Annotated in this window: 25 protein-coding genes; 17 read left to right on the forward strand and 8 right to left on the reverse strand. The window is 66.6% G+C overall.

All coding sequences use genetic code 11. The features are described 5' to 3' along the window. Positions 1-33 precede the first annotated feature (33 nt). Positions 34-744 (forward strand): diphthine--ammonia ligase, encoded by a 711-nt coding sequence (locus DEQ92_RS03315; RefSeq protein ID WP_004977530.1) that lies wholly within the window; start codon positions 34-36, stop codon positions 742-744. Between the two features lie 39 nt (positions 745-783). Here the strand turns inward: DEQ92_RS03315 and DEQ92_RS03320 are convergent, their stop codons facing one another. Continuing rightward, entirely contained in the window at positions 784-1,752 is a 969-nt protein-coding gene (locus DEQ92_RS03320) for a sugar phosphate nucleotidyltransferase (protein WP_004977531.1), read from the reverse strand. Between the two features lie 114 nt (positions 1,753-1,866). Between DEQ92_RS03320 and DEQ92_RS03325 the strand changes: the two genes are divergently transcribed. Continuing rightward, a complete protein-coding gene (locus tag DEQ92_RS03325; protein ID WP_004063969.1) occupies positions 1,867-2,166 on the forward strand; it encodes a transcriptional regulator in 300 nt (99 codons plus the stop codon). Positions 2,167-2,175: 9 nt separating this feature from the next. Here DEQ92_RS03325 and DEQ92_RS03330 read toward each other — a convergent pair whose 3' ends face one another. The 4 genes from DEQ92_RS03330 to DEQ92_RS03345 form a co-directional block, all read right to left on the reverse strand. After that, entirely contained in the window at positions 2,176-3,021 is an 846-nt protein-coding gene (locus DEQ92_RS03330) for an HNH endonuclease (protein WP_050458876.1), read from the reverse strand. Positions 3,022-3,090: 69 nt separating this feature from the next. After that, the gene (locus tag DEQ92_RS03335) at positions 3,091-3,774 is read right to left on the reverse strand and encodes a type 1 glutamine amidotransferase domain-containing protein (protein ID WP_115804713.1); all 684 of its coding nucleotides are present in this window, start codon (positions 3,772-3,774) and stop codon (positions 3,091-3,093) included. 102 nt (positions 3,775-3,876) lie between these two features. After that, positions 3,877-4,443: a hypoxanthine/guanine phosphoribosyltransferase gene (gene hpt, locus DEQ92_RS03340; RefSeq protein WP_004977534.1), complete on the reverse strand. Its 567-nt coding sequence runs from the start codon at positions 4,441-4,443 to the stop codon at positions 3,877-3,879. A gap of 160 nt (positions 4,444-4,603) precedes the next feature. Next, positions 4,604-5,005, reverse strand: a complete 402-nt coding sequence (locus DEQ92_RS03345; protein WP_004977535.1) for a hypothetical protein — start codon at positions 5,003-5,005, stop codon at positions 4,604-4,606. Positions 5,006-5,544: 539 nt separating this feature from the next. Between DEQ92_RS03345 and DEQ92_RS03350 the strand changes: the two genes are divergently transcribed. The 12 genes from DEQ92_RS03350 (at position 5,545) to DEQ92_RS03405 (ending at position 16,900) form a co-directional block, all read left to right on the forward strand. Then, entirely contained in the window at positions 5,545-5,973 is a 429-nt protein-coding gene (locus DEQ92_RS03350; protein ID WP_050458874.1) for an NAD-binding protein, read from the forward strand. 2 nt (positions 5,974-5,975) lie between these two features. Next, a complete protein-coding gene (locus DEQ92_RS03355; protein WP_004977537.1) occupies positions 5,976-8,177 on the forward strand; it encodes a universal stress protein in 2,202 nt (733 codons plus the stop codon). A gap of 89 nt (positions 8,178-8,266) precedes the next feature. Next, entirely contained in the window at positions 8,267-8,746 is a 480-nt protein-coding gene (locus DEQ92_RS03360) for an Lrp/AsnC family transcriptional regulator (RefSeq protein ID WP_004977538.1), read from the forward strand. Positions 8,747-8,914: 168 nt separating this feature from the next. Continuing rightward, positions 8,915-10,009, forward strand: a complete 1,095-nt coding sequence (locus tag DEQ92_RS03365; RefSeq protein WP_004977539.1) for a monovalent cation/H+ antiporter subunit E — start codon at positions 8,915-8,917, stop codon at positions 10,007-10,009. Positions 10,010-10,011: 2 nt separating this feature from the next. Then, positions 10,012-10,299 carry a cation:proton antiporter gene (locus DEQ92_RS03370; RefSeq protein WP_008092688.1) on the forward strand — a complete coding sequence of 96 codons (288 nt, stop codon included), beginning with the start codon at positions 10,012-10,014 and terminating at the stop codon, positions 10,297-10,299. A gap of 1 nt (position 10,300) precedes the next feature. Then, entirely contained in the window at positions 10,301-10,618 is a 318-nt protein-coding gene (gene mnhG, locus DEQ92_RS03375; protein WP_004977541.1) for a monovalent cation/H(+) antiporter subunit G, read from the forward strand. A 2-nt stretch (positions 10,619-10,620) separates the two neighbouring features. Then, on the forward strand, positions 10,621-11,157 hold the full coding sequence (locus DEQ92_RS03380) for a DUF4040 domain-containing protein (protein WP_004977542.1): 537 nt from the start codon (positions 10,621-10,623) through the stop codon (positions 11,155-11,157). Then, a complete protein-coding gene (locus tag DEQ92_RS03385) occupies positions 11,154-11,618 on the forward strand; it encodes an MnhB domain-containing protein (RefSeq protein WP_004977543.1) in 465 nt (154 codons plus the stop codon). Before DEQ92_RS03380 ends, DEQ92_RS03385 begins: the two co-directional genes overlap by 4 nt. Continuing rightward, entirely contained in the window at positions 11,615-11,974 is a 360-nt protein-coding gene (locus tag DEQ92_RS03390) for a cation:proton antiporter subunit C (protein ID WP_004977544.1), read from the forward strand. Before DEQ92_RS03385 ends, DEQ92_RS03390 begins: the two co-directional genes overlap by 4 nt. Beyond that, a complete protein-coding gene (locus DEQ92_RS03395; RefSeq protein WP_115820408.1) occupies positions 11,967-13,445 on the forward strand; it encodes a monovalent cation/H+ antiporter subunit D family protein in 1,479 nt (492 codons plus the stop codon). Before DEQ92_RS03390 ends, DEQ92_RS03395 begins: the two co-directional genes overlap by 8 nt. Continuing rightward, a complete protein-coding gene (locus DEQ92_RS03400; RefSeq protein ID WP_115804712.1) occupies positions 13,446-15,158 on the forward strand; it encodes a cation:proton antiporter in 1,713 nt (570 codons plus the stop codon). It begins immediately after the preceding gene. Next, positions 15,158-16,900: a Na(+)/H(+) antiporter subunit D gene (locus DEQ92_RS03405; protein WP_004977547.1), complete on the forward strand. Its 1,743-nt coding sequence runs from the start codon at positions 15,158-15,160 to the stop codon at positions 16,898-16,900. The genes DEQ92_RS03400 and DEQ92_RS03405 overlap by 1 nt, the downstream gene beginning before the upstream one ends. 24 nt (positions 16,901-16,924) lie before the next feature. Here DEQ92_RS03405 and coaBC read toward each other — a convergent pair whose 3' ends face one another. The 3 genes from coaBC to DEQ92_RS03420 all read right to left on the reverse strand — a co-directional run bounded on the left by coaBC (position 16,925) and on the right by DEQ92_RS03420 (position 19,999). Next, positions 16,925-18,082, reverse strand: coding sequence for a bifunctional phosphopantothenoylcysteine decarboxylase/phosphopantothenate--cysteine ligase CoaBC (gene coaBC, locus DEQ92_RS03410; protein ID WP_004977548.1), 1,158 nt, complete (start codon positions 18,080-18,082; stop codon positions 16,925-16,927). An 87-nt stretch (positions 18,083-18,169) separates the two neighbouring features. Beyond that, positions 18,170-18,949, reverse strand: coding sequence for an FAD-dependent oxidoreductase (locus DEQ92_RS03415; RefSeq protein WP_115820409.1), 780 nt, complete (start codon positions 18,947-18,949; stop codon positions 18,170-18,172). Between the two features lie 81 nt (positions 18,950-19,030). Next, positions 19,031-19,999, reverse strand: a complete 969-nt coding sequence (locus DEQ92_RS03420) for a hypothetical protein (protein WP_004977550.1) — start codon at positions 19,997-19,999, stop codon at positions 19,031-19,033. 119 nt (positions 20,000-20,118) lie between these two features. Between DEQ92_RS03420 and DEQ92_RS03425 the strand changes: the two genes are divergently transcribed. The 3 genes from DEQ92_RS03425 to DEQ92_RS03435 all read left to right on the forward strand — a co-directional run bounded on the left by DEQ92_RS03425 (position 20,119) and on the right by DEQ92_RS03435 (position 23,804). Continuing rightward, the gene (locus tag DEQ92_RS03425; protein WP_115804709.1) at positions 20,119-20,655 is read left to right on the forward strand and encodes a type II toxin-antitoxin system RatA family toxin; all 537 of its coding nucleotides are present in this window, start codon (positions 20,119-20,121) and stop codon (positions 20,653-20,655) included. Positions 20,656-20,740: 85 nt separating this feature from the next. After that, positions 20,741-22,078: a Trk system potassium transporter TrkA gene (trkA, locus tag DEQ92_RS03430; protein WP_004977552.1), complete on the forward strand. Its 1,338-nt coding sequence runs from the start codon at positions 20,741-20,743 to the stop codon at positions 22,076-22,078. 121 nt (positions 22,079-22,199) lie between these two features. Further along, a complete protein-coding gene (locus tag DEQ92_RS03435) occupies positions 22,200-23,804 on the forward strand; it encodes a TrkH family potassium uptake protein (RefSeq protein WP_049905250.1) in 1,605 nt (534 codons plus the stop codon). The last annotated feature ends 5 nt before the right edge of the window (positions 23,805-23,809 follow it).

The raw sequence follows: 23,809 nt of genomic DNA on the forward strand, positions 1-23,809 counted from the left end.
AGCGCCTATCTCCCCCAACACGCTATCGCCTCCATGACAGCCGAGTGGGTCAGCCTCTTTTCGGGCGGGAAGGACTCCTCGTGGGCGCTCTACCGCGCGCTCGAGGAGGGTCTGAACGTCACCCGTCTTCTGACCGTCCACCCCAGCGACGACTCGTACATGTACCACGTGCCGGCGACCGACCTCGCCGCGCTCGCCGCCGAAAGCACCGGCATCGAACTCGTCGAGGTCCACCCCGGCGACCTCGAAGCGACCGACGCCGACGACTCGGGCGCGCAGGGCGACGCCGAACTCGAACCCCTCGAAGCGGCGCTGTCGGACCTCCAATCCAAGATCGACCTCGCGGGCGTCACGGCTGGAGCCATCGAAAGTGAGTTCCAGACCAACCGGATTCAGGCGATGTGCGACCGCCTCGGAATCGACCTGTTCGCCCCGCTGTGGCAGGAAGACCCCCGCGAACTCGGCGACGCCATGCTCGAGGCGGGCTTCGAAATCACCATCATCCAGGTCGCGGCCCACGGCCTCGACGAGTCGTGGCTCGGCCGGACGCTCGACGCCGACGCGCTCGACGAACTGGAGGCGCTCAACGAGCAGTACGGCGTCCACATCCTCGGCGAGGGCGGCGAGTTCGAGACGCTCGTCACCGACGGCCCGCACATGGACCGCCCCATCGAACTGGAGTACGAGACGGAGTGGGAGGGGACTCACGGCAGGCTCCGCATCACCGACGCGTACCTCGGCTAAGAAAGAGCGTCCGCGGTTACAGTTCGGACCGCGTTCGCGTTACTGGCCGTTCGTCAGCCGCGAGTGCGCCCCGATGAGGGCGTTCGAGAGGTCGAGGCTCTCGATGTGCGTCTCCTCGTCGACGATGGAGTTCTTCAGCTCCGCGTTTCGGATGACCGCGCCGGGGAAGACCACGGACTCTTCGAGCACGGAGTCTTCGACCACCGCGTTGGCCATCACGTGGACGTTGGTGCCGACCTCGGTGTTCGTGAGCGTCGCCGACTCGTGGACGAAGTTCTCGCCGCCGAGGTACCACGCCACGGCGTCGAGGTAGCTCTGGGGCGTGCCGATGTCGAACCACGCGCCGTCGAACGTGTAGGCGAACACGTCGCCGTTCTGCTGGAGCCACTGCATGAACCAGCCGGGCTCGTCGGGGTTGTTGTCGCCGGAGAGATACTCGTCGAACTTGGGCAGGTCGTCCGCCGGGAAGGCGTAGCAGGCGATGGAGACGAGCGTGCTCTTGGGGTCTTCGGGCTTCTCCTGGAAGTTGATGACGCGGTCGCCGTCGAGTTCGACGAGGCCGTAGGACTTCGCGCGCTCCTTGTCGCCCACGTCGTAGGCGGCGAGACACGGCTCGTTTTTCTCGTAGAAGAAGTCCACGAAGTCGCCCACGTCGAAGCTGATGAGGTTGTCGCCCGCGATGACGACGAGGTCCTCTTCGACCTCCTCGCGGTCGATGAGCTGGGCGAGCGCGCCCACGACGCCGAACTTCTCGTCTTCCTCGCTGGTGTCTTCGACCGACAGCGTCGGCTTTTCGAACGGCGATTCGTCGATGTACTCCTCGAACGCGCCGGCGAAGCGCTCGTTCGTGCTCACGAACACCTCAGAGACCCGGTCGTCGGCTTCCAGGTCTTCGAAGATGGTGTCGATGACCGTCTGGTCGCCGACGGGCAAGAACATCTTGGGTCGGTGTTTGGTAATCGGCCACAGACGCGTTGCGTACCCACCGGCAAGGACGACTGCCTTCATATCCCCCAAATCCCGCCACGTGGACAAGGCCTTTTTGCATCCTCTCTATTCTGCTGACACTTCCGGGCGGAAGGCGGCGCAAGGGATTTTCCCTTCGACTCCCAATCGAGCGATATGACAGCCCGGGAGTCCGACACGACGGCCCGCCAGCGCATCGCCGACGCCCTCCGCGACGACCCCGCGACGGCCTCCGAGCTTTCGGCGAGCGTCGGCGTCTCGGTGTCGTCGGTGTACGGCCACCTCCAGCACGTCGCTCAAACAGTCCACGGAGCGGACGGCGAGCAGTTCCTCGTCGCGCCGCCGGAGTGCAAACACTGCGGCTTCAGCGCCTTCGACGACCCCGTGAACTACCCCTCGCGGTGCCCGGAGTGTCGAAGCGAGGGCATCGAAGAGGCCGTGTTCAAAATCGAGTAGTCGGTCGGTCTAAAACGACGCCACGGTCCGATTGTGGTAGTCGAGGGAGTCGGCGTCGAGGTCGTGGTCCTCGCGGACCGAAAGCGAGGTGCCGTCCAACTCGCGTTCGTAGGCGTGGGCGATAGTGTACGTCTCGGGGTCGACGGCTATCATTCCGTAGTCGAAGTCAGCGTGGTGGTCCGGACAGAGAACGAGGAGATTCGCCTCGACGTCCGGGCCGTCGTGGGGCCGCCCGAGCGGTTTGAGATGGTGCGCCTCCGCGTAGCCGTCGTGGACTCCTCGACGGCGACGCTCTCCACAGACCTGGCACGTGTGAGAGTACCGCTCTTTCAACTCGGTCGCAAGCGCCGTGTTTCGAATGATTCGGCTTCGCGTCGTCTCGGTGCGTTCCGCGGGCGCGAGGTCCGCCGCGGCTTCTTCCTCGTCGATCCGCTCTCGCCTCTCGTGACGGCGGCGGAGCACGAATCGGTAGACGTCCCTGTCGTCTCCCTCGAACGGGCCGTGCGCGTAGTCGACGACTTCGACCTGACCCTGGTACTCCCAGTCAGCCCCGGCCGACCCTCGATGGAAGAAAAATATCGGTAACGGATGGTGTTTGGCCCGCGCGAGGAACTTGTTGCCACCGGTGAGCGTCTGGTCGCCGGTCCGCCCCTCTCCGATGTACGTGAACTGGCCGCCGGTCACGTCGTCACCGTACGGTCCGGTGTCGCTCGAAAAGAGGCGGAGATACCGCTGGTCGTCGTCGTCGTAGCAGATTTCGATGCCGCGGCCCGTCATTCCGCGGTCGAATCGGGACCGGAGTTCCGACCCGCTCAACCGCTCTCCGGGTTCGAGCGAGAGCCCTGCGAGTTTCACGACGGAACCGACGGACGAGTCACGAAAAAGGGTTCCCCACGATGGTTCGTTGCCACCGGGCGGTGCCGCTTATGCCGCGTCTAACTCGTCCAAGAGCGTCCGCGCCGCCGCCGACGAGGAGCCGGGACCGCGCGCGGTGATGAGGTCGCCGTCGACCGTGACGCTGGTGTCGCTGTCGAGTTCGGCGTCCCAGACGCCGCCGGCGGCCTTCACCTCGTCTTCGACCCAGTACGGGAGCTTTCGGCCGTCGGGCATCAGGTCGTTTTCGTCGACGATGCCTTCCTCCCACTCGTTGGGGAAGCCGGTGACCTCGCGTCCCTCGACGAGGAACGAGCCGTCGGCCTCGCGGGTGAACCCGAGGATGCCGACCGCGTGACAGACGACGAGCGCCTTCGAGTCGTCGCCGGCGACCGCCTGCAAGAGCGCCTGTCGGGCGTGTCGGTCCTGATTGACGTCCCACGCGGTTCCGTGGCCGCCGGGGAACACCACGGCGTCGTACTCGCGGGCGTCGACCTGCGCAATCGGCTCCGGATTCTGCAGTCGCTCGTCGTTCTCGTGGACCTCGACGACGCGTTCGGCGAGTTCCTCGCCGACCTCCTCGGGGTCGATAGAGCGCTCGTCGACGACCGGCGGCGCGCCCGTCGGCGTCGCGACCGCCACGTCCACTCCGGCGTCGGTCAGGGTAGTGAGCGGCTCGATGCATTCCTCTCCCCAGTAGCCGTCTTCGCTGACGATGAAAAGCGCCGATGTCATCGCTCCCGGGTACGGTCCGGCCACAAAAAGGCCCCGCGGAGGCGGAAATCCGCGGGGGAGGGCGGCGCGACGGTGAGGCGTCGTGGCCGCGTCGGTGTCGGGTCAGTCGTCGCCGTGTTCGTCGACGATGACGACTTCGCCATCTTCGACGGTGACGTTGATGAGCGTCTTGACGTGGTGGTCCGAGTCGTCGAGTTCGTTCGGGCCGGCCTTCTTGATGATGGCGACGGTGTCGACGACGTCCGCGCCGATGTGGTCGAGCGCGTCGAGGACGGCCTTCATCGTGCCGCCGGTCGAGAGCACGTCGTCGAGGACGAGCACGCGGTCGCCCTCGTTCACGTCGTTGATGAACATGTCGCCCTCGGAGTAGCCCGTCTGCTGGTGGAGCGAGACCTCGCCGTCGAGGCCGTACTCGCGCTTGCGGATGACGACGAGCGGGATGTCCGTCATGAGCGAGACGGCCGTCGAGATGTGGATTCCCATCGCCGCGGGCGTGACGATTTTGTCCACGTCTTCGAGGTTCGCCTTGCGGATGATCTTGATGACGATCTCGCGCAGGAGCCCCGGTTTCAGCATCGGAACGCCGTCGCTGATGGGGTGGACGAAGTACTCGTAATCTCCTTTTTCGATGATCGGCGCGTCGAGAAGGGACTGACGCAACTGGTCCATGGCGCTCGTTTCCCCGGTTAGGCATAAAATGTGGCGGTTCGATGGCTCTCGGACACGCCGACCCACGTCTCGCGGTATCGACTACCGTGGACCGACCGACGCCGAGCGCGACCGCTCTCCGACGACGGTCTCCGCACGGAGCGCGCCGCTCCGTGGACGGTTACATCCCGCCGAGAAGTTGTGACGCGGTCTTCACCAGCGGTTCGACGGTTTCGTCGGGCTCGACGAAAAGCAGCATGCCACGGCCGCCGCAGTAGACCTGCAACACACCGTAGCCGTCGCGTTCCTCGAACCGGTACTCGACGCTGTTCTGTACCGGACTAAGCCCGGAAAACAGCCCGCGCTCCATGAACTCGCGCCGAGTCTCCTCGGCGAGCGAACTCAGGTGCGTCACGAGTTCGTCGCGACTCCCGAAGTCCTCGCGGACCGACTCCCCGACGTGAAACAGGTCGAAGGCCGTCGCACCGTAGACGGCGACCAGAGAGACTGCCCCCTTCGCAGTCCCCCGAAGCGCGTCCATCGCGACCTCGCTGTCGGGCCCCGGTCCGTTGACGGATGCCATCCGTGACGGGTCGATTATCATTCGTTTCCCCCCTTGCCCTGACGCTGCGCGTCTCCCTGCCCGGAGCGCGCGCCTGGACGTATCATAGATGTCCGATTGTGAGTCAGTATTATAAATTTGAGGGTCACACTGGAGGTAATAATTCGCCCCCGCCAAATCCGGCCGGAGACCACCTGAAACCGTCGTCTACTACGAGACCTGACTCCCTGATTTGACCCCGGTCTCGAGGGCGGCGTTTCGACCCCCTCGTGGCTGGCAGGAACCGTTACGAAACGTGTCCGCGATCGGGATATCGCACAAACACATTGGTTTTTAATGAACTACAGTACCCGGATTTTCAGTTATCTCATCTCAAAACCAACAGACAGCGTAGTGGTTCGGGGTCGGTTCCGCCTTCTCCAGCATCCTAGGACGATTCGACAAATATTATCCTTTCATTTTGTCGATTGGCTACAAAACCCGATTGAAATATAAGCTTCCGTCCCATAGATAGCGTGAGTGACCGAACGCTGCGCCCAGTTTGAGTCACGACCATACCCATGATACACCAACCACTCGTACTCGGTGGAGAGCACGCGGGTCGCGCGCTCGCCGAGCGACTACTGGAGGAGTACGAATCCGTCACGTTCATCGACGAGAACGAGGCAGTGGTCGCCCACGCGATCGAACGCGGTATCGACGCGCGAGTCGCGGCGTTCGACGAGCCACAGTCCCTCCGAACCGCGTGGAACGCAGACGCGGACGCGGTCATCGTCGTGGGGCGGGTCGACCCGACGAACCTGCTTCTCACGCAGGCCTCGCGGACGACGTTCGACGTCGACCGAATCACCGTACTCGTTAACGACCCGCAGAACACGGACGTGTTCGAGGACCTCGGTGTGGAAGTCATCTGCGTCACGTCGCTCGTCACTGACATGGTCGTCGGGTCGAGCGCCGAACCGGCAGAGGACGCCCGAGCGGGAGGATAAACGTGGAAAAAACGCTCGAACGAGACCTCGGTCTCTTCTCGGTGCTCGCGATCAGTATCGGGGCGATGGTCGGCAGCGGAATCTTCATTTTACCGGCGCTTGCGATCGACATCGCGGGTCCCGCGGTTATCCTGGCGTACTTGATCGCCGGCATTCTCGTGCTGCCCGCGGCGCTGTCGAAATCCGAGATGGCGACGGCGATGCCCGAAGCCGGCGGCACCTACCTGTTCATCGAGCGAGGGATGGGCCCACTGTTGGGAACCATCGCCGGTATCGGCACGTGGTTCTCGCTCTCGTTCAAGGGTGCGCTCGCACTCGTCGGCGGCGTGCCGTACCTGCTGTTGCTGTTCGACGTCCCCTCCACGGTCGTCACGCCGGTCGCGCTCGCGCTCGCGGCGCTCCTCGTCGTCGTCAACCTCGTCGGGGCGAAACAGACCGGGAGGCTACAGGTCGGAATCGTCGCCATCATGCTCGTCGCGCTCGTCTGGTTCGTCCTCGGCGGGACGCCGACCGTCGAGTCGACGAACTTCCGTCCGTTCTTCAACGGCGGAGTCGGCGGCTTGCTCACCGCGACCGGTCTCGTGTTCGTCTCCTACGCGGGCGTGACGAAAGTAGCGAGCGTCGCCGAGGAGGTCGAAGACCCCGACCGAAACATCCCGCTCGGCATCCTCGGGTCGCTCGGGTTCACGACGGTCCTCTACGTCCTCATCGTCGCCGTGATGGTCGGAGTCACCGACCGCGGCGTCCTCGCCGAGAGCGCGACGCCGATGGCGCTCGCCGCGGAGGCGTCGCTCGGAACCGCCGGCGTCGTCGCCGTCGTCGTGGCTGCGGTCCTCGCGCTGGTCAGTACCGCGAACGCCGGGGTTCTCTCCTCGTCGCGGTACCCGTTCGCGATGAGCCGAGACAAACTCGCCCCGCCGTCGCTGTCGACGATTAGCGACCGGTTCGGAACCCCGAGCACGTCGATTACCCTCACGGGCGTCGTGCTGTTGCTCCTCATCGCGTTCGTTCCGCTGCTCGACATAGCGAAGCTCGCGAGCGCGTTCCAGCTCCTCGTGTTCGTCCTCATCAACCTCGCCGTCGTCGCGTTCCGAGAGGGACACGTCGAGTACGAACCGTCGTTCACCTCGCCGCTGTACCCGTGGATGCAGGTGTTCGGCGCGGTCAGCGGTCTCGTCCTCCTCACGCAGATGGGGACCGTCCCGCTCGTCGGCGCGGTCGTTCTCACAATCGCGGGCGCCCTCTGGTTCTTCGTCTACGCCCGGTCTCGCGTCGACCGCGAGGGCGCGGCCGCCGACGCTGTTCGCCAAGAGGTCAGCCGCAACGCGGTCGAACGAGCCGAAGCGGCCATCCAAGCGCACCGCGACGAGTACCACGCCCTCGTGGCGATTTCGCACGACATCTCGAAAGCCAGAGAGCGGGCGCTGATTCAGGTGGCTTCGAGGCTCGCTCGCGCCAACGACGGGCGGGTCACGGTCGCGCGGTTCGAGACGGTGCCGGACCAGACGTCCTTGGCCTACGCGTCAGCGGTCGAATCGCCCGCAGACGTCGAGTTCGAACGACAGACCGACGAGCTCGACGACGAGTTCGGCGTGCCGATACGGTGCGGCACCATCGTCACCCACGACACGCGACACGCGGTCGTCAACTACGCCGACAACCAGGACGTCGACTTCCTCCTCGTAGAGCACCCGACGGGGACAAAGCGCGTGAGCGAGCGGCTCTTCGGAACCGACACGTCGTGGATTCTCCGCCACGCACCCTGCGAAGCCGGTCTACTCAAGGGACCCGAACTCGACGGGATTCACACCGTCGAACTGCTCGCGAGCCAGGGGCCGTACGACCCGACGAAAGTCGCCGTCGCGGACGCGCTGGCGAGCGAGTCCGAGGGTCGAATCCACCTGAGCCACTGCGGGGACACCACCGACTCGGCGGCCCGGCGACAGTCCCTCGAACAGTACAAAGCCGACATCGCGGAGCTGTGTAGCGCTCCCGTCGAGATGGGGACGCTCTCCACGGACGGTGGCCGCCACGCCCCGTCGACCGAGAGCGACCTCCTCGTTGTGGCCGCCGACGAGTGGAACGGGGCGTCGGACGCGAAGGCGGTCATCGACGAGTGGAGCGGTTCGGTACTCGCGGTTCACGGTCAGGACGCGGCTCGGCGCGGGCGACTCATGCGCGCGCTCGACCGTCGGTTGTTCTGACCCCGGCGGACAGTTCACCGCGTTCCGCGCGTTCGTCGGTGGTTTACGCGACCAAAACACATATTTTCAGGAGCCCCATTGGTCGGCTCATGGCGTCGACATCCATCGACGAGCTCGATAGATACATCCTTTATGCGCTGCAGAAAGACGCGCGACACACGTCGGGAAACGATATCGCGTCCGCACGTAACGTCTCTTCGAGCACGGTTCGAAACCGGATTTCGAAGCTCGAATCGAGCGGGATTATCCGGGGGAGCCACCTCGACATCGACTACGAGGCGCTCGGCTACCAGCTCCACACGATCATCTTCTGTACGGCGCCGATTTCGAAGCGAGAAGAACTCGCGAAGAACGCCCTCTCGGTCGAGGGAGTCATCTCGGTTCGGGAGATCATGTCCGGCGAGAAGAACGTCCACATCGTCGCGCTCGGTCGAAACAGCGACGACCTGAGTCGCATCGGGCGCGAACTCAGCGATATGGGGTTCGAGATTGCGGAAGAAGAGATAATCCGCAACGAGTACACCTGTCCCTACAGCCCGTTCGCCGGAGACTCGACGAACGAGCCGTAACCCCGGATGTCGACGCCGTTTCAGCGGTTTCGATTGGACACTGCGACCCGCGTCTGACCGTCGGATAGCGGAAAGGGTTTTGCTTGGCTTTCGCTACAGACACGTAGTACCAATGAGCCAGTATCGAACGTCCCGACGAATCGTCCGGTCCGACTTCGGAGGTGGCTGATGCCCGATACGAGTTCCCGTATTCTCGTTCCGGTCGGAGAGTCGTCCACGTTCCGGAACACCGTCGCATACGCGGTCCGCGAGGCGCGGCGCATCGCCTCGGAGACCGGCGAAGAATCGACCGTTCACTTCGTGTACCCCGTCCGATGGCAACTGGTCGACGAGAGCGAGCGTTCAGCGGCCGACGCCGTCGCCGAAACCCTCGAACGGGCGCGCGTCTGGGCGAACGACGACCTCGACTACGACGACGACGGCGACCTCGACGCCGAGGACGTCTCGGTCTCTATCGAAACCGCCGTCGTCGGCGAGGACCGATACCTCTTCTCACCGAACGATTTCGCCGAAGTACTCCTCGAGTACGCTCGTGACCGCGGCCTCGACCGCATCGTTCTCGACCCGGAGTACCAACCCGGCGGGAGCGCGCCGATGCTCCAGCCCCTCGAGTTCGAACTCGCGCGGTCGGGGCTACTGGTCGAGGAAGCGCCGGTCGACCGCGTCGTCGAGCGCAGCCGACTTCCCAGCCGAGCGAACGTCTCGAAGGCCCTCGCCATGTTCGGCGTCTCGTTCGGGTTCTACCTCCTCCTCGCGGGCGTCTTCGACACGTTCAACCTCGTCACCGGCGCGGTCTCCGCCGGCGTCGTGACGGCGGTCTTCGCGCGCATCTCGTTCGTGAACACGCCGTCCGCGACCGGAAGCGTCGCCCGAATCGCCCGCTTTCTCCTCTACGTTCCCTACCTGTTGTGGGAGATCGTGAAGGCCAACTTCTCCGTGGCCTACATCATCCTCCACCCGGACCTCCCCATCGACCCGGAGATGCAGCGGTACCGGGCGGCGATTTGGGGTGACCTCTCGGTGACGACCCTCGCGAACAGCATCACGCTCACGCCGGGGACCCTGACCGTCGATATGGACCGGGACAGTCTCATCATTCACTCGCTCACCGGTTCCGCCCGAGACGGCCTCGCGGGCGGCGCGCTCGAACGCGCCGTTCGGTTCGTCTTCTACGGACGCTCGGCGGCTCGTATCCCGACGCCCGCAGAGCGCGGGACGATAGCCTCGTGGACCGACGACGACCAAACGGACGGTGACGAGTGACGATGCTCGGACAGCTCTCGACGTTCGAGACGGTGTTACTCGGTGCCGCGGGCGCGTTCATCACGTTCGCGGTCGTCCTCCTGTACCGCGTCGTCCGCGGACCGACGATGGAAGACCGCGTCATCGCGATCAACGCCATCGGGACGAACACGGTCGTCGTGTTGGCGCTCGTCGCCGCCGCGTTCGGTCTCTCCGGATTCCTGGACGTCGCGCTCGTGTACGCGCTCTTGAACTTCCTCGCCAGCATCGCCATCTCCAAGTTCATCGTCGAGCGCGGGGGTGTCCTCTGAGATGACGCCTCTCGAATACCTCGTCGTGGGACTCGTCCTCGCGGGCGTCTTCTTCAGTTTCGTCGCGGTCGTCGGAATCATCCGACTGCCCGATCTCTACACCCGCGCCCACGCGACTTCGAAGAGCGATACGCTCGGAACGGTGCTCTCCCTCGGCGGCATCGCGCTCCTGTTCGGCGCGGAGGTCTCCGCCGTCAAGACGGTCTTGCTTCTGTTGTTCATGCTCATCACTAACCCGACGGCCGCTCACGCCATCGCACGGGCGGCCCACGACCAAGGTATCGAACCGTGGACCGCGAGCGATGAGGAGGGCGACTGAACGTGCAGTTACTCCTCTACGGCGTGTTGCTGACGTTCGTCGTCTTCGCCGCGCTCGCCGTTGCCTTCCTCCGAGACATCCTCAGCGCGATTATCGCGTTCGCCGGGTTCAGTTTCGGCGTCGCAATCGTCTACATCCTCCTCAGAGCGCCCGACGTCGCGCTGACGGAAGCGGCCGTCGGGGCGGGTGTCACGACGGTGTTGTTCCTCCTGGCAATCGTCCGAACGGTCCGGCCGGGCGGGGACCGACTCTTCGAGCGCGTCGCGTGGGGGCCCGCGATAATCGCGACCGGTCTCGTGGGCGTGTTGCTCACGACGGTTCGGTCGCTCCCCACTATCGGCGACCCGACCTCGCCGGTCGCGACCTCGGAGATCACCCGGTATTACCTCGAAAACGCCTATCCGCAGACCGAAGTCGAAAACGTCGTGACGGCGATTTTGGCCGCCTACCGCGGGTTCGACACGCTCGGTGAGGCCGCGGTCGTTCTCGCGGCGGGGCTCGCGGTCCTCGTCGTCCTCCGCAAGGAGGTGTACGTATGAGCGCCACCGACGGCTCTCTCAGCGCGTACGTCGAGAGTACGATTATCATGACGACGGTTCGCGTCGTCAGCCCGTTCGTGTTCACGTTCGGGCTGTTCGTCATGTTCCACGGCGCGGAGTCCGCCGGCGGCGGGTTCCAGGGCGGCGCGATCGTCGCGTCGAGCATCATCATGCTCGCGTTCGCGTTCGGTATCGAGCCGACGCGCGAGTGGCTCGACGACAGCGTCATCCGACTCCTCGTCGGCGTCGGCGCGACGACGTTCGTCGGTATCGGAATCGGTGCGCTCGCGTTCGACGGGGCGTTCCTGGAGTACGCCGCCTACGGTATCAGCCACGGCGTGAAGTACGGTATCGAACTCGTCGAACTCGGCATCGGCGCAATCGTCGCGGGCGTCATCGTCTCGCTGTTCATGAACCTCGCGGGTGGATTCAACCACGACTCCGGAGGTGACGACGCGTGATCGACCTCCTCACGACGCACTACAACTACGTCGCGAGCATCCTGCTGTTCGGTATCGGACTCTACGTCGTCATGGGCAGTCCGAACCTCGTCAAGAAGATCATCGGTATGAACATCTTCCAGGTCGGCATCTTCCTGTTTTTCGTGACGACCGGGTACGTCGACGGCGGGGCTCCGCCCGTGGTCGGCCACGGCGAAGAGACGTTCGTGAGCCCGCTTCCGCACGTGCTTATCCTGACGGCTATCGTCGTCGGGGTGAGCCTGACGGCGGTCGCGCTCGCGCTCGTCATCCGCATCTACGACGGCTACGGTTCGCTGGACGAAGACGTCATCAAGGAGGTGCAGGTCGATGACTGACGCGCTCGTCCTCCTCGTGGTCGTTCCCATCGCCGCGTCGCTGTTCCCCGTCGCTCTCGGGGGGCGGTTCGAGCGAATCGGTTGGTTCGTCGCGGCCGCGATGGGCCTCGTCCACCTCGGACTCTCCGCGACCGTCGCGGCGCGGGTTCTCGACGTCGGCCGGATCTCGTACGCCGTCGGTGGGTTCGAACCGCCGTTCGGCATCGAACTCGTCGCCGACGGCATCTCCGCGCCGCTGCTCGTGCTCGTGTCGCTTTCGACGCTCGGCGTGCTCGCTTACGCCCGCCGCGCGGGGCCGCACTCGAACGCGTTCTACAGCGAACTCGCACTGCTCACGGCCGGTATCTCCGGCGTCTTCGCGACCGCTGACGTGTTCAACCTGTACGTCTTCCTGGAGATTACGGGGCTCGCGACCTACGCCCTCGTCGCCAGCGGTCGGTCGCCGAGCGCGGCGTTAGCGAGCCTCAAGTACCTGTTCGTCGGGACCATCGGCGCGTCCCTCTACCTGCTCGGCGTCGGGTACCTCTACATCATGACGGGGACGCTCAACATGGCGGACCTCACCGAGGCGGTCGCGTCTGTCGGCTACTCCTCGCCGGCGATACTGGCGAGCTTCGGGCTCATCGTGACGGGCCTCCTGGTCAAGGTCGCCGTCTTCCCGCTGCACACGTGGCAGCCCGGCGCCTACGCCGAGTCGCCCGACACCGTCAGCGCGTACATCTCCGCGCTCGTCTCGACGGCGGCCGGCTACGCGCTCGTCCGCATCATCTACGCGGTGTACACGACCGAGTTCCTCGACGAGGTCTCGCTCGCCGGCGACGCCCTCGTGGCGCTCGCGTCGGTGAGTGTCGTCGTCGGGGCGGTCCTCGCGGTCATGCAGTCCGACCTCAAACGCATGCTCGCGTACTCCTCGGTCTCGCAGTTCGGTCTGGTCGTCGCCGCAATCGGCCTCGCGAACGAGACGGCGCTCGTCGGAGCGGTCGTCCACCTCGTGGGCCACGCGGTGATGAAAGGCGGGCTGTTCCTCACCGTCGGCGTATTCGCCACCGGTCTCGGCGTGCGGACGGTCGAGGACTTCGCGGGACTCGCCGCGAAGGCACCGGTGTCGAGCGCGGCGTTCGCCGTGCTCGCCTTCTCGATGGTCGGCATCCCGCCGGCCGTCGGGTTCGTCGGGAAGTGGAACATCGTCGTCGGTGCGGTCGAAGCCGGCGCGTGGTCCGTCGCGGCCGTCGTCGTGGTGAGCACGCTTCTCACCCTCGCGTACTTCGGCCGGGTCATCGAGCGAATGTACTTCACCGCGCCCGAACCCGAGGCGGACGCCGTCTCGACCGACGGCGGAAACGAAACCGTCGAGGTGTCGTTCGGCATGCGCGCGGTCGTCGTCGTCTCGGCGGTCGCCGCGGTGGTGCTCGGCGTTCTCGGCTCCGACCTCATCACCGTCATCCAACCGGCACTGGAGGTGTACTTCTAAATGACAGACGTTTTCTCACTGAGACCGCTCGCGGCGGTGCTAGCCGCGGCGGTCGGTATCGTCACTATCGTCGCATCGAAACGCAGTCCCAACGTCAGGGAGGGCTTCACCGTCCTCTCTGCGGTCTCCGCACTGGGTATCGTCGCAAGCATGGTTCCGGGGGTTCTCAACGGGACGACGTACGTCACCGACCTCGGGACGTTCGTCCCCGGAGTTCGGTTCGTCCTCCGGGCCGACCCGCTCGGGATGATATTCGCCCTGCTCGCGAGCCTCCTGTGGCTCATCACGAGCTTCTACAGCATCGGCTACATGCGCGGGCTGGACGAACACGCCCAGACGCGGTACTTCGCGGCCTTCGCGGGGAGCGTCAGCGCCGCCCTCGGCGTCGCGTTCGCCTCGAACCTCATCGTCCTGTACGTCTTCTACGAGCTGTTGACGGTGGCGACGTATCCGCTCGTCACGCACGACGAGACCGAGGAGGCCCGAAAGGCCGGTCGGAAGTACCTCGCGTACACCTTCGGTGGCGGGGTCGCCGCCCTGGCCGGGACGGCGCTCGTGTTCTTGACGACCGGAACCGTCGAGTTCTCCGCTGGCGGCATCGCCGCGCTCGCGAACGCCGACCCGGTCGTCGCGCGGGCCGCGTTCGCGCTGCTCGTCGCCGGCTTCGGCGTGAAGGCCGCGCTCATGCCGGTCCACTCGTGGCTCCCCGACGCGATGGTCGCCCCGACGCCCGTCTCCGGGTTGCTCCACGCCGTCGCGGTCGTCAAAAGCGGCGTGTTCGGTATCGCCCGCGTCATCCTCGACGTGTACGGTCCCGACGCAGTCGGCTCGCTCGGAGTCGGCCTTCCGCTCGCCGCGGTCGCCGCGTTCACCATCGTCGTCGCGAGTATCATCGCTCTCCGACAGGACAACCTCAAACGGCGGTTGGCGTACTCGACGGTCAGCCAGCTCTCGTACATCGTCCTCGGGTTGGCCCTACTCTCCCCCGCGGCGCTCGTCGGCGGGCTGCTCCACATCCCCGCCCACGCGTTCATGAAGCTCACCCTGTTCTTCTGTGCGGGCGTGATTCACGTCGAGACGCACACCGACGATATCAGCGATATGGCGGGAATCGGCCGGCGGATGCCGCTGACGATGATTGCGTTCACCGTCGCGAGCCTCGGGATGGCCGGCCTGCCGCTGGTCGCCGGGTTCGTCAGCAAGTGGTACCTCCTCATCGGGAGCATCGAGACGGGACAGACGGTCTTCGTGTTCGTGCTCTTGGCGTCCGGCCTGTTGAATATCGGCTACTTCTGGCCGGTCATCTACCAGGCGTTCTTCCAGACGCCGGAGGACTCGGACGCGAAACCGCTCATCGAGTTCCCCATCGGCGGCGTGCGGGCAGTCACCGACGGCGGGTCGAAAGACTCGGTCGCCGAGGGTGAGCAGTACGCCGTCGACCGGAATCCGAGCGACCACGTCGCCGTGGCCGACGGCGAGTCCGACCACGACGCCGCGACCGACGGCGAATCCGACCACGACCACCACCACGGCGGCGCACCGGCCGGCGGGTGGGAACGTCGTCGACTCGGCACCGAGAGCACGTGGTTCATGATGGCCCCGATTACAATTGCCGCGGCCGGCGCAATCGTCCTCGGGGTCGTTCCCCAGACGGCGGTGTTCCTCGCGCTCGTCCAGCGCGTCGTCGCCGACGTGACGGGGGTGGTGTTCTGATGTCGACAGCCACACTCCTGCCGCCGGCGTTCGTCGTGCTCGCGGTCGCGCTCGTCATGCCGTTCGTCTCGCGTCGGGTCGGGCACGCGCTGGGCGTGCTCTCGACCGGCGGGGTGGCCGTCTGGTCGCTTCTCGCCCCGGCCGGCGCACACCTGCCGGTGACGTTCCTCGGCTTCGACGCCGTGTTGTTCAACGTCGACGAGTTCTCCCGGTTGATGGGGATTATCTTCGGCCTCATCGGCGCGGCCGCCGTCCTCTACTCGTACTCGTCGGACGCGCGGAACATCCAGACGGCCTACGCCCTCGGTTACGTGGGGACGAGCCTCGGCGCGGTCTTCGCCGGCGACTGGCTCACCATGGTGTTCTTCTGGGAACTCATGGCGGTCACGAGCACGCTTCTCGTCTGGGACTACGGCGGCGAAGCGGTGCGCGCGGGCTACCGCTACGCGATTGCCCACGGGCTCGGCGGCAGCCTGCTCATGGGCGCTATCGTCTGGCACTACGTCGAGGTGGGGTCGTTCCTCTTCTCGGCGACCGGCGGTATCGCGGCCGGCGTTCCGGCCGCGCTCGCGGCGCTCGGTATCGGCGTCAACGTCGGATACGTCGGGTTGCACACGTGGCTTCCCGACACGTATCCGCGTCCCCACTTCGCCGCGAGCGTCTTCCTGTCGGTCTACACGACGAAGACCGGGGTTTACGGCCTCGCTCGCGCGTTCCCCGACGGGAACCTCGCAATCGCGTACATGGGGACCGCGATGGCCGTCGTCGGCGTCGGCTACGCGCTCATGCAAAACGACATGCGACGGCTCCTGGCGTACCACATCCAGTCGCAGGTCGGGTACATGGTCGCCGGCGTCGGCATCGGCACGGCGCTCGCGACCGCCGGCGCGTTCGCGCACGTCTACAACCACATCCTCTACAAGGCGCTGTTGTTCATGACCGCCGGCGTCGTCCTCTCGCGGACCGGCGAAGAGAACCTCAAGTACCTGGGGAACCTCCGCGGGGCGTTGCCGGCGACCGCGCTCGCGTTCACCGTCGCCGCCCTCTCGATTAGCGGCTTCCCCGGCTTCAACGGGTTCGTCAGCAAGGGCATGATTACCGCCGCCGCCCACAAGGAGCATCTGGACGGCATCTTCTACCTCCTCCTCGCCGGGGGCGTCGGAACGTTCATGTCGTTCATCAAGTTCGGCTACTACGCGTTCTTCCGCGATGCGGACCGCGACTGGTCGCTCGACCGCGCCGGGACGGGCCAGTCGGTCGCGATGCTCAGCGTCGCGGGGCTCTGTGTCGCCTTCGGGCTGTACCCAGACGCGCTGTTCGCGATACTGCCCGGAAGCACCGCCGACGCGCACCCCTTCACGCTCAGCCACCTCGGCGAAGGGTTCGCGCTCGCCGTGCTCGGGGTCGTCGGCTTCGTGGTCGTGAAGAAACCGCTCTCGAAGGTCGGAGACGTGCCGGACGTCGACGCCGTGTTGAATCCCGCTGTCTTCTACGGCACCCGCGCGCTGGTTCGCGGCTCGACCGGTCTCTTCGCCGCCGTCGACCGCGTCGTCTCGACCGCGTCCTACGACGTCGCGGGCGCGATTGCGAACCCGTACCCCGCGTTGCGTCGGGTCGCCGGCGGCCTCGGACGGACCGAGGCGGACTCGATTACCGTCGGGAGCCTTCGCGCGACGATTGCGACGAGTATCGCACTCGTCGTGTTGATACTCGGCGGCGTGCTCGTCGGACTACTCGCGTAGTCCCGAGCCGGCCCGGGTCGTTTTTTACGAGAGTTCCGTTTTCAGTTCGTCAGCGACGCGCGCGCCGAGTCCGTCTTTCGACCCGACGTACTCGCTCGTCTCGTCGGCGCGGACGACGAGCGCGCGGGTCTCGTCCGCGCCCATGACGGAGGCGTCGTTGGCGACGACGAACGCGAGGCCGACGCGGTCCATGATGCGGCGGGCCTCGCCGACCATCGCCTCGTCGTCGCCGGTCGTCTCGGCTTTGAAGCCGACGATGGTGAGGTCGGGATGCGAACCGCGGACCGCGTCGATGAGCTTCGGCGCGGGTTCGAGGTCGAGCGTGCGCGCCTCGCCGGAGCGAATCTTCTGGTCGGCCGCCTCGACGGTGAAATCGGAGATGGCGGCCGCGGAGACGAGCGCGTCGGCGTCGGCGTCGACCGCGGCCTCGACGGCCTCCAGCATCTCGGCCGCCGACTCGACGGCGAGCACGTCGGCGTAGTGTACGTCGTCACCGTCGTGGACGAGCGTCACGTCCGCGCCGCGAATCGCGAGCGCGCGGGCGACGGCGCGACCCGTGCGACCGGAGGCGCGGTTCGAGAGGGTTCGAATGGGGTCGATGGATTCGGTCGTCGCGCCGGCGGTGACGACGACCGACTTCCCGGCGAGCGACTGTTCGGTCGTCGCCGTCGCCACGCCGGTGACGATGGCCTCCTCGGTGGCGATTTTCGCCTTCCCCTCCTCGACGCGCGGGTCGACGAACTCCACGCCCCACGACCGCACCCGCTCGATGGCGTCGAGGACGCCGGGGTGGTCGTACATGGGCTCGTGCATCGCGGGCGCGACGACGACCGGGACGCCCGCGCCGATGGCGGTGGTCGCGGTGGTCGTCACGGGGGAGTCGTCGACGGCGGCGGCTATCTTGCCGACCGTGTTGGCGGTCGCGGGCGCGACGAGGAACACGTCGGCCCAGCCCTCGCGGCCGCAGAGTTCGACGTGTTCGACGCGGCCGGTAATCTCGGTCACGACGTCGTTGTCGGTGGCGAACTCGACGGCCCACGGGTGGATGATTCCCGTCGCGGCGTCGGTCATCACCGCGCGGACCGACGCGCCCCGCCGTCGGAGTTCGTGCGCCAACTCGACGACTTTCACGGCCGCGATACTCCCCGTCACCCCGAGCGCGACGTTCACACCTTCGAGCATTCACTCGTCTCTGCGCCCGCTATCGGTTAAAAGGATTCGCGTCCGCGCGGGGTGGTCTCGGACCGCACCCGCGCGAATCGGAGTCGGTTATTCGTCGAGTCGCCCGAGTTCGTCGTCGACGAGGCTCGGGTGCGTGCGCTGGGGCTCGTCGTGCGGTTCGGCGAAGAACTCGCGCATGACCTCGCGGGACTCGCGCTCGCGGCGGGCGCGCTCGTCGGCGTCTATCTCCTCGCAGGCCGGCGGCACCTCGCGGCCGCGGTCGGTGAAGTAGCCGGTCGGCGCGACCCAGTCGTTGTAGAACGCCGTCCCCGAATCGTGGACCAGCGTGATGGCCGTCTCCGCGGCGTCGCCGGCGGCGACGACCGCCTGGTGGTAAATCTCGGTCAGTCGCCCCGCGGCGTAGATGCCGGGGACGGCGGTCCGGCCGAGGTCGTCCACGTCGACGTAGGTCTTCGACCCGGCGGCGCGGAGGTCGACGCCCGTGTCTTCGAGGTACGACGCGTCGGACCACGACGCCGCGACGACCCGCGACGCCTCGACGGTCTCTTCGCCGTCGTCGGTCTCGACGGTCGCGCGGAACAGCGGGTCGTCGTCGTCGCCGAGCACGTCGAGGTCGGTGACCCGGCCCGTCAGTCGGTCCGCGCCGTTTCGGTCGGCCTGTTCGGAGAGCAGGTCGGTGAACAGTCGACTGTTGACGCCCGCCGGGAAGCCGGGGACGTTTTCGAGGTGGGCGTTTCGGCGAACGATCGGCTCGCCGTCGTTGACGACGAGGGTGTCGAGGCCGGCGCGCGCGAGGAACGTCGCGGCGGTGAGGCCAGCGACGCCGCCGCCGACGACGAGCGCGTCTCGTGGATTCGTCTCGCTCATGCCGTGCGATAGCTCAGCGGCGAGTAAAACCGTGCGGATGTCGCCGAAGTCTGCCGAATCCCGTGCCGCGCGAGACGCGCGCTACCGCCCCAGCGACGCGCTCGGGTCGTTGAGCCAGCGGTTCTCGGCCGCCTCGACGCTGACGAGCCCCGCGGAGTCGCCTTCCGGGGTCATCCGGACGCGAAGCCGCCAGCGACCGTCCGAGAGCGCCTCGCCGTCGATGAAGCGCACCGCCCGCCCGGGCGTCCGGCGGAGGAGCGACACGGCGATGGGGAGCGTCGGAATCCGGCCGGTCCGCTCCGCGAGCGCGTAGTCGCCAAAGGTGAGTTCCCACGTCCGAGAGCTGTCGTCGCCGTCGGTCCGAGCGTCGGTACGGGCGTTCGTGGGGACGTCAGTTTCGGACATCCCGCCGGTCCCGACATCGGCCTCGGCGTCGGGAATCGGCCGTACCGAGTAGCCCTCGACGAAGCCGGCCGTTTCGAGGTGCCCGAGCGTCGCGTCAACCGGGTTCGGCGTCGCAGTCGGACAAAACAGGTCCGCGGCCGCCTCGACGACCGCCCGCTGCTCGGCGGGCGAGAGGCGGACGTCCAGTTCGCTCATCAGGCTCCACACCAAGGTGAGACAGAAGTCGTCGTGGTCGTCGACGACCTCGGCCAGCGTGAGGTACGTCTCCATCGCGGCGGTCTCGGCCTCCCGGTGGCCGAGTTCCGACAGCGCCTCGAACAGCGCGCCCGCGGTGTCGTGACAGAAGGCACTGTAGCGGGTGTAGTCGTCTTCCGACCCCGCTGCGGCCGACCGAGGCGGTCCCTTCGACACCTCGTACACCTGCGGGTCGTCGTACGGGATGTTCGGGTCGTATCGCCGAAGCGCCGCCCGGTAATCTCTCGTCAGTTCCGCGGCCGCCCCGGCGGTGCGCCGGTCCGGAAACCGCCGGCCCGTCGCGGCACCGGGCTCCGAACCAGTGCGACCGCACACTATCGCGTAGTCGCCGTCGGGACGCGCCAGCGACCGAATCTCGGCTCTGACGTCCCGAAGCGTCCCCCCCACCATCTCGGCTCTAGGTCGAGACACCGGCCGATTATAGGTTGCGATTGCGACGGCTGTCGGTCCCGCGGGAACGGGCGACGCGGCCCACAAGGCTTTGGTCCCGCCGACCCCATTCGACGCTCGTGGACGAGATAGCCGTCAGCACCGTCGTCTACCTGCCCCCCGAGGAGATATACGAGTTCCTCGTGGACTTCCCGCGGTACGCCGACTACTCGAAGCACCTGCGAGACGTGCGACAGTCGGGCGACGGGTCGCCGGGCACGCGGTACGCCCTGTACTTTTCGTGGTGGAAGCTCACCTACACCGCCGAGTCGAAGGTGACGGACGTCACCCCGCCGACGCGCATCGACTGGACCATCACCAAGGACGTCCACGCCGTCGGCCGCTGGCGGGTGGAGGAACTCGACGACCTGCCCGACGGGGCCCCGTCGGACGCCGACACCGCCTGTCGCGTCTTCTTCGAGGTCGAGTACGACCCCGACAGCGTCTCCGCGGGCGACATCGACCTCCCGCGGTTCGTCTCGCTGGGCTGGGTCATCGACAAACTCCGACCGGTGCTCCAGAAGGAGGCCGAGCGAATCGTCGAGCGAATCGTCGCCGACATCGAGGGGCGGCCGCGGCGCGTTGAACTCACGATACACGCGAAACCGGGGTCGTGAGCGACGGTGGCCGGGGTATTCGCGAAGGGAAATGCACATACGCGCCCGCCGTCCAACACAGGGGTATGACAGGGGCTGGTCTCTGGTGCGCGTGATAATCATCGGTGCCGGACAGGTCGGGTCGTCCATCGCGGCCGACCTCGACGAGACCCACGAGGTCGTCGTCATCGACTGCGACCCGGAGCGCGTCGACGAACTGAACTACTCGCTCGACGTGCTGGCGCTCCACGGCGACGGAACCTCCGTGGACACGCTCGAAGAGGCCGACGTCGAGCGCGCCGACATGGTCATCGCCTCGACCGACGACGACGAGACGAACATCGTCGCCTGCGCGACCGCCAAGGCCATCTCGAACGCGTTCACCATCGCCCGCGTCAAGAACACGGAGTACCTCCGGACGTGGCAGCGCTCGGAGAAGGCGTTCGGCATCGACTTCATGGTCTGTACGAACCTGCTCGCCGCGGAGTCCATCGTCCGCGTCGTCGGCCTCCCCGCCGCCCGCGACGTGGACCCCTTCGCGGGCGGGCAGGTCCAGATGGCCGAGTTCGAAGTCGACGAGGAGAGCCCCGTCGCCAACCAGACCGTGAGCGAGGCCGACCGGTTCGACTCGCTGACCTTCGCGGCCATCCTCCGCGACGGCGAGGTCACCATCCCCCGCGGGGACTCCGTCATCGGCCCCGGCGACCGCGTCGTCGTCATCGGCAGCCCCAAGAGCGTCCAAGGGTTCGCCAGTTCCGTCTCGCCGGACGAACCGCCGGGAACCGCCGAGGAGGTCGTCATCGTCGGCGGGAGCGAAATCGGCTACCACGTCGCCCGCCTGCTCGAAGAGCGCGGCTTCAAGCCCAGACTCATCGAGTACGACGCGGAGCGCGCCCGCGAACTCGCGGAGATGCTTCCGGGGACCATCGTCATGGAGAGCGACGCGACCGACGTGGACTTCCTCGAACGCGAGTACATCGGCGACGCCGACCTGCTCGTCTCGGCGCTCGACTCCGACGAGAAGAACCTGCTCGTGTCGCTGCTCGCCGCCCGCCTCGGCGTCGAACGCACCGTCGCCGTCATCGACACGACGCCGTACGTGGACCTGTTCGAGGCCGTCGGCGTCGACGTGGGCGTCAGCCCCCGCGAGGTCGTCGCCGAAGAGATAACGCGGTTCACCCGCGAGGGCGGCGCGGAGAACGTCGCACTCATCGAATCGGACAAGGCCGAGGTGCTCGAAATCGAAATCGACGCCGAGAGCGTCCTCGCCGGCAAGCCGATTCGGGAGTCGGTCGCGACGCTCCCCGAAGGCGTCGTCATCGGCGCGATAACCCGCCGTCGCGAGTTCATCACCCCCCGCGGGGACACCGTCATCGAACCCGGCGACCACGTCGTCGTCTTCGTCGATAGCTGCGTCATCGACGACGTGGGACCAAACCTGTAAGTCGGTCCGTCGCCGCACGGCCCCTCGTTCTGCGCCGAACACTCGACCCCGTCACGTCGTCGCGCGGGCGACCGCGAACCCGAACAGGGAAGAACCCGGCGCTCGGTACGTTAGTCCACGGATGAAATTGCGGGTCGATTACAGAGCCAGCCTGCGTCTCGTGGGGACCGTCCTGAAGTATCTCGCGGTCCCTCTTTGTTTCCCGCTCGTGGTCGCGCTGTACTACGGCGAGTCGGTGCTCCCGTTCGTCGTCACGATGGCCGTCACGGTCCTCGTCGGCGCGGGGCTCGAACGGCTCGCCGACGAGCCCGACATCGGGGCCCGCGAGGGCTTCCTGATGGTCGCGGTGACGTGGCTGGCCGTCACGATTGTCGGCGCGATACCGTTTCTCATCGAGGCCCACGGCATCCCCTTCCTCGCGTCGCCCATCCACCCCGAGTCGACCCTCGGGAGCCCGGTGAACGCGCTGTTCGAGACGATGAGCGGCTTCACCACGACCGGGGCGACGGTGCTCGGCGACATCTCGTTTAACTCCCACACCCGCGGCATCATGATGTGGCGACAGCTCACCCAGTGGCTCGGCGGGATGGGTATCGTCGTCCTCGCGGTCGCCATCCTCCCCGAACTCTCCGTGGGTGGCGCACAGCTGATGGACGCGGAAGCGCCCGGCCCCGGCATCGAGAAACTCACCCCGCGCATCGCCGAGACGGCCCGCGCGCTCTGGGGCGCGTACCTCGGCCTCACGGTGCTCGAAATCGTCCTCCTCTACGGCCTGCACGTCACCGGCAACGCCCCGAACATGGACGTGTACAACGCCATCGCCCACGGGCTGACGACGATGCCGACCGGCGGGTTCTCCCCGGAGGCCCGCAGCATCGAGGCGTTTTCGGCGGCCGCGCAGTGGGTCATCGTTCCCTTCATGGTCGCCGCCGGGACCAACTTCGCGCTCTTCTGGCACGTCCTCACGGGCGAGCCGAAGCGGCTGTTCCGGGACACCGAGTTCAAGTCCTACCTCGGCGTCATCGGGGTCATCTCGGCCATTCTCGCCGGAATTCTCTTCCTCGGCGACGGCCTCATGTCCGTCGCGCCGGCGGGCGAGACCTACGACCAACTCTACCTCGAAGGTATCCGCACGGCCATCATCGGCAACGTCGAACCCGCGGTCCGCCAGTCGGTGTTTCAGGTCGTCTCTATCGTCACGACGACCGGCTACGCCAGCATCGACTTCAACGCGTGGAGCGCGCCGACGCAGTACGGCCTCCTCTTCGCGATGTTCATCGGCGGCTCCGGCGGGTCGACCGGCGGCGCGGTCAAAATCGTCCGCTGGTACGTCATCGTGAAATCGCTCCGCCGAGAGCTGTTCACGACGGCCCACCCCGAGGCGGTCCGCCCGGTCAGGCTCGCGGGCCGCGCGGTCGACGAGCGGGCCATCCGCGGCATCTACGCCTTCACGCTCCTGTACCTCGTGCTCTTTTTCGTCTCGACCGGTCTGCTCCACCTCGACGCCGCGCGAACCGGCTTCGACGTGAGCATCCTCGAAACGATGAGCGCCGTCGCCGCGACCCTCGGGAACGTCGGGCCGGGCTTCGGCATCGTCGGCCCGATGGGGAGCTATCTCGACTTCTCCAACGGCTCGAAGCTGTACATGGTGCTTCTCATGTGGGTGGGCCGACTGGAGATTCTGCCCGTGCTGGTCATCTTTACGCCGGAGTACTGGCGGCGATAGCGCCG

Origin of the sequence: Haloferax sp. Atlit-6N, from assembly GCF_003383195.1 — an archaeon.
In the GTDB taxonomy this organism is placed as follows: Archaea; Halobacteriota; Halobacteria; order Halobacteriales; family Haloferacaceae; genus Haloferax; species Haloferax gibbonsii.

Coding starts and splice junctions, on each gene's coding strand:
- DEQ92_RS03325 (WP_004063969.1), top strand. CDS start 1,867: ATGACAGCCCGGGAGTCCGACACGACGGCCCGCCAGCGCATCGCCGAC.
- DEQ92_RS03320 (WP_004977531.1), bottom strand. CDS start 1,752: ATGAAGGCAGTCGTCCTTGCCGGTGGGTACGCAACGCGTCTGTGGCCG.
- mnhG (WP_004977541.1), top strand. CDS start 10,301: ATGACGCCTCTCGAATACCTCGTCGTGGGACTCGTCCTCGCGGGCGTC.
- DEQ92_RS03415 (WP_115820409.1), bottom strand. CDS start 18,949: ATGAGCGAGACGAATCCACGAGACGCGCTCGTCGTCGGCGGCGGCGTC.
- hpt (WP_004977534.1), bottom strand. CDS start 4,443: ATGGACCAGTTGCGTCAGTCCCTTCTCGACGCGCCGATCATCGAAAAA.
- DEQ92_RS03405 (WP_004977547.1), top strand. CDS start 15,158: ATGTCGACAGCCACACTCCTGCCGCCGGCGTTCGTCGTGCTCGCGGTC.
- DEQ92_RS03395 (WP_115820408.1), top strand. CDS start 11,967: ATGACTGACGCGCTCGTCCTCCTCGTGGTCGTTCCCATCGCCGCGTCG.
- DEQ92_RS03435 (WP_049905250.1), top strand. CDS start 22,200: ATGAAATTGCGGGTCGATTACAGAGCCAGCCTGCGTCTCGTGGGGACC.
- DEQ92_RS03360 (WP_004977538.1), top strand. CDS start 8,267: ATGGCGTCGACATCCATCGACGAGCTCGATAGATACATCCTTTATGCG.
- DEQ92_RS03385 (WP_004977543.1), top strand. CDS start 11,154: ATGAGCGCCACCGACGGCTCTCTCAGCGCGTACGTCGAGAGTACGATT.
- DEQ92_RS03420 (WP_004977550.1), bottom strand. CDS start 19,999: ATGGTGGGGGGGACGCTTCGGGACGTCAGAGCCGAGATTCGGTCGCTG.
- DEQ92_RS03365 (WP_004977539.1), top strand. CDS start 8,915: ATGCCCGATACGAGTTCCCGTATTCTCGTTCCGGTCGGAGAGTCGTCC.
- DEQ92_RS03315 (WP_004977530.1), top strand. CDS start 34: ATGACAGCCGAGTGGGTCAGCCTCTTTTCGGGCGGGAAGGACTCCTCG.
- coaBC (WP_004977548.1), bottom strand. CDS start 18,082: ATGCTCGAAGGTGTGAACGTCGCGCTCGGGGTGACGGGGAGTATCGCG.
- DEQ92_RS03335 (WP_115804713.1), bottom strand. CDS start 3,774: ATGACATCGGCGCTTTTCATCGTCAGCGAAGACGGCTACTGGGGAGAG.
- DEQ92_RS03345 (WP_004977535.1), bottom strand. CDS start 5,005: ATGGCATCCGTCAACGGACCGGGGCCCGACAGCGAGGTCGCGATGGAC.
- DEQ92_RS03370 (WP_008092688.1), top strand. CDS start 10,012: ATGCTCGGACAGCTCTCGACGTTCGAGACGGTGTTACTCGGTGCCGCG.
- DEQ92_RS03400 (WP_115804712.1), top strand. CDS start 13,446: ATGACAGACGTTTTCTCACTGAGACCGCTCGCGGCGGTGCTAGCCGCG.
- DEQ92_RS03350 (WP_050458874.1), top strand. CDS start 5,545: ATGATACACCAACCACTCGTACTCGGTGGAGAGCACGCGGGTCGCGCG.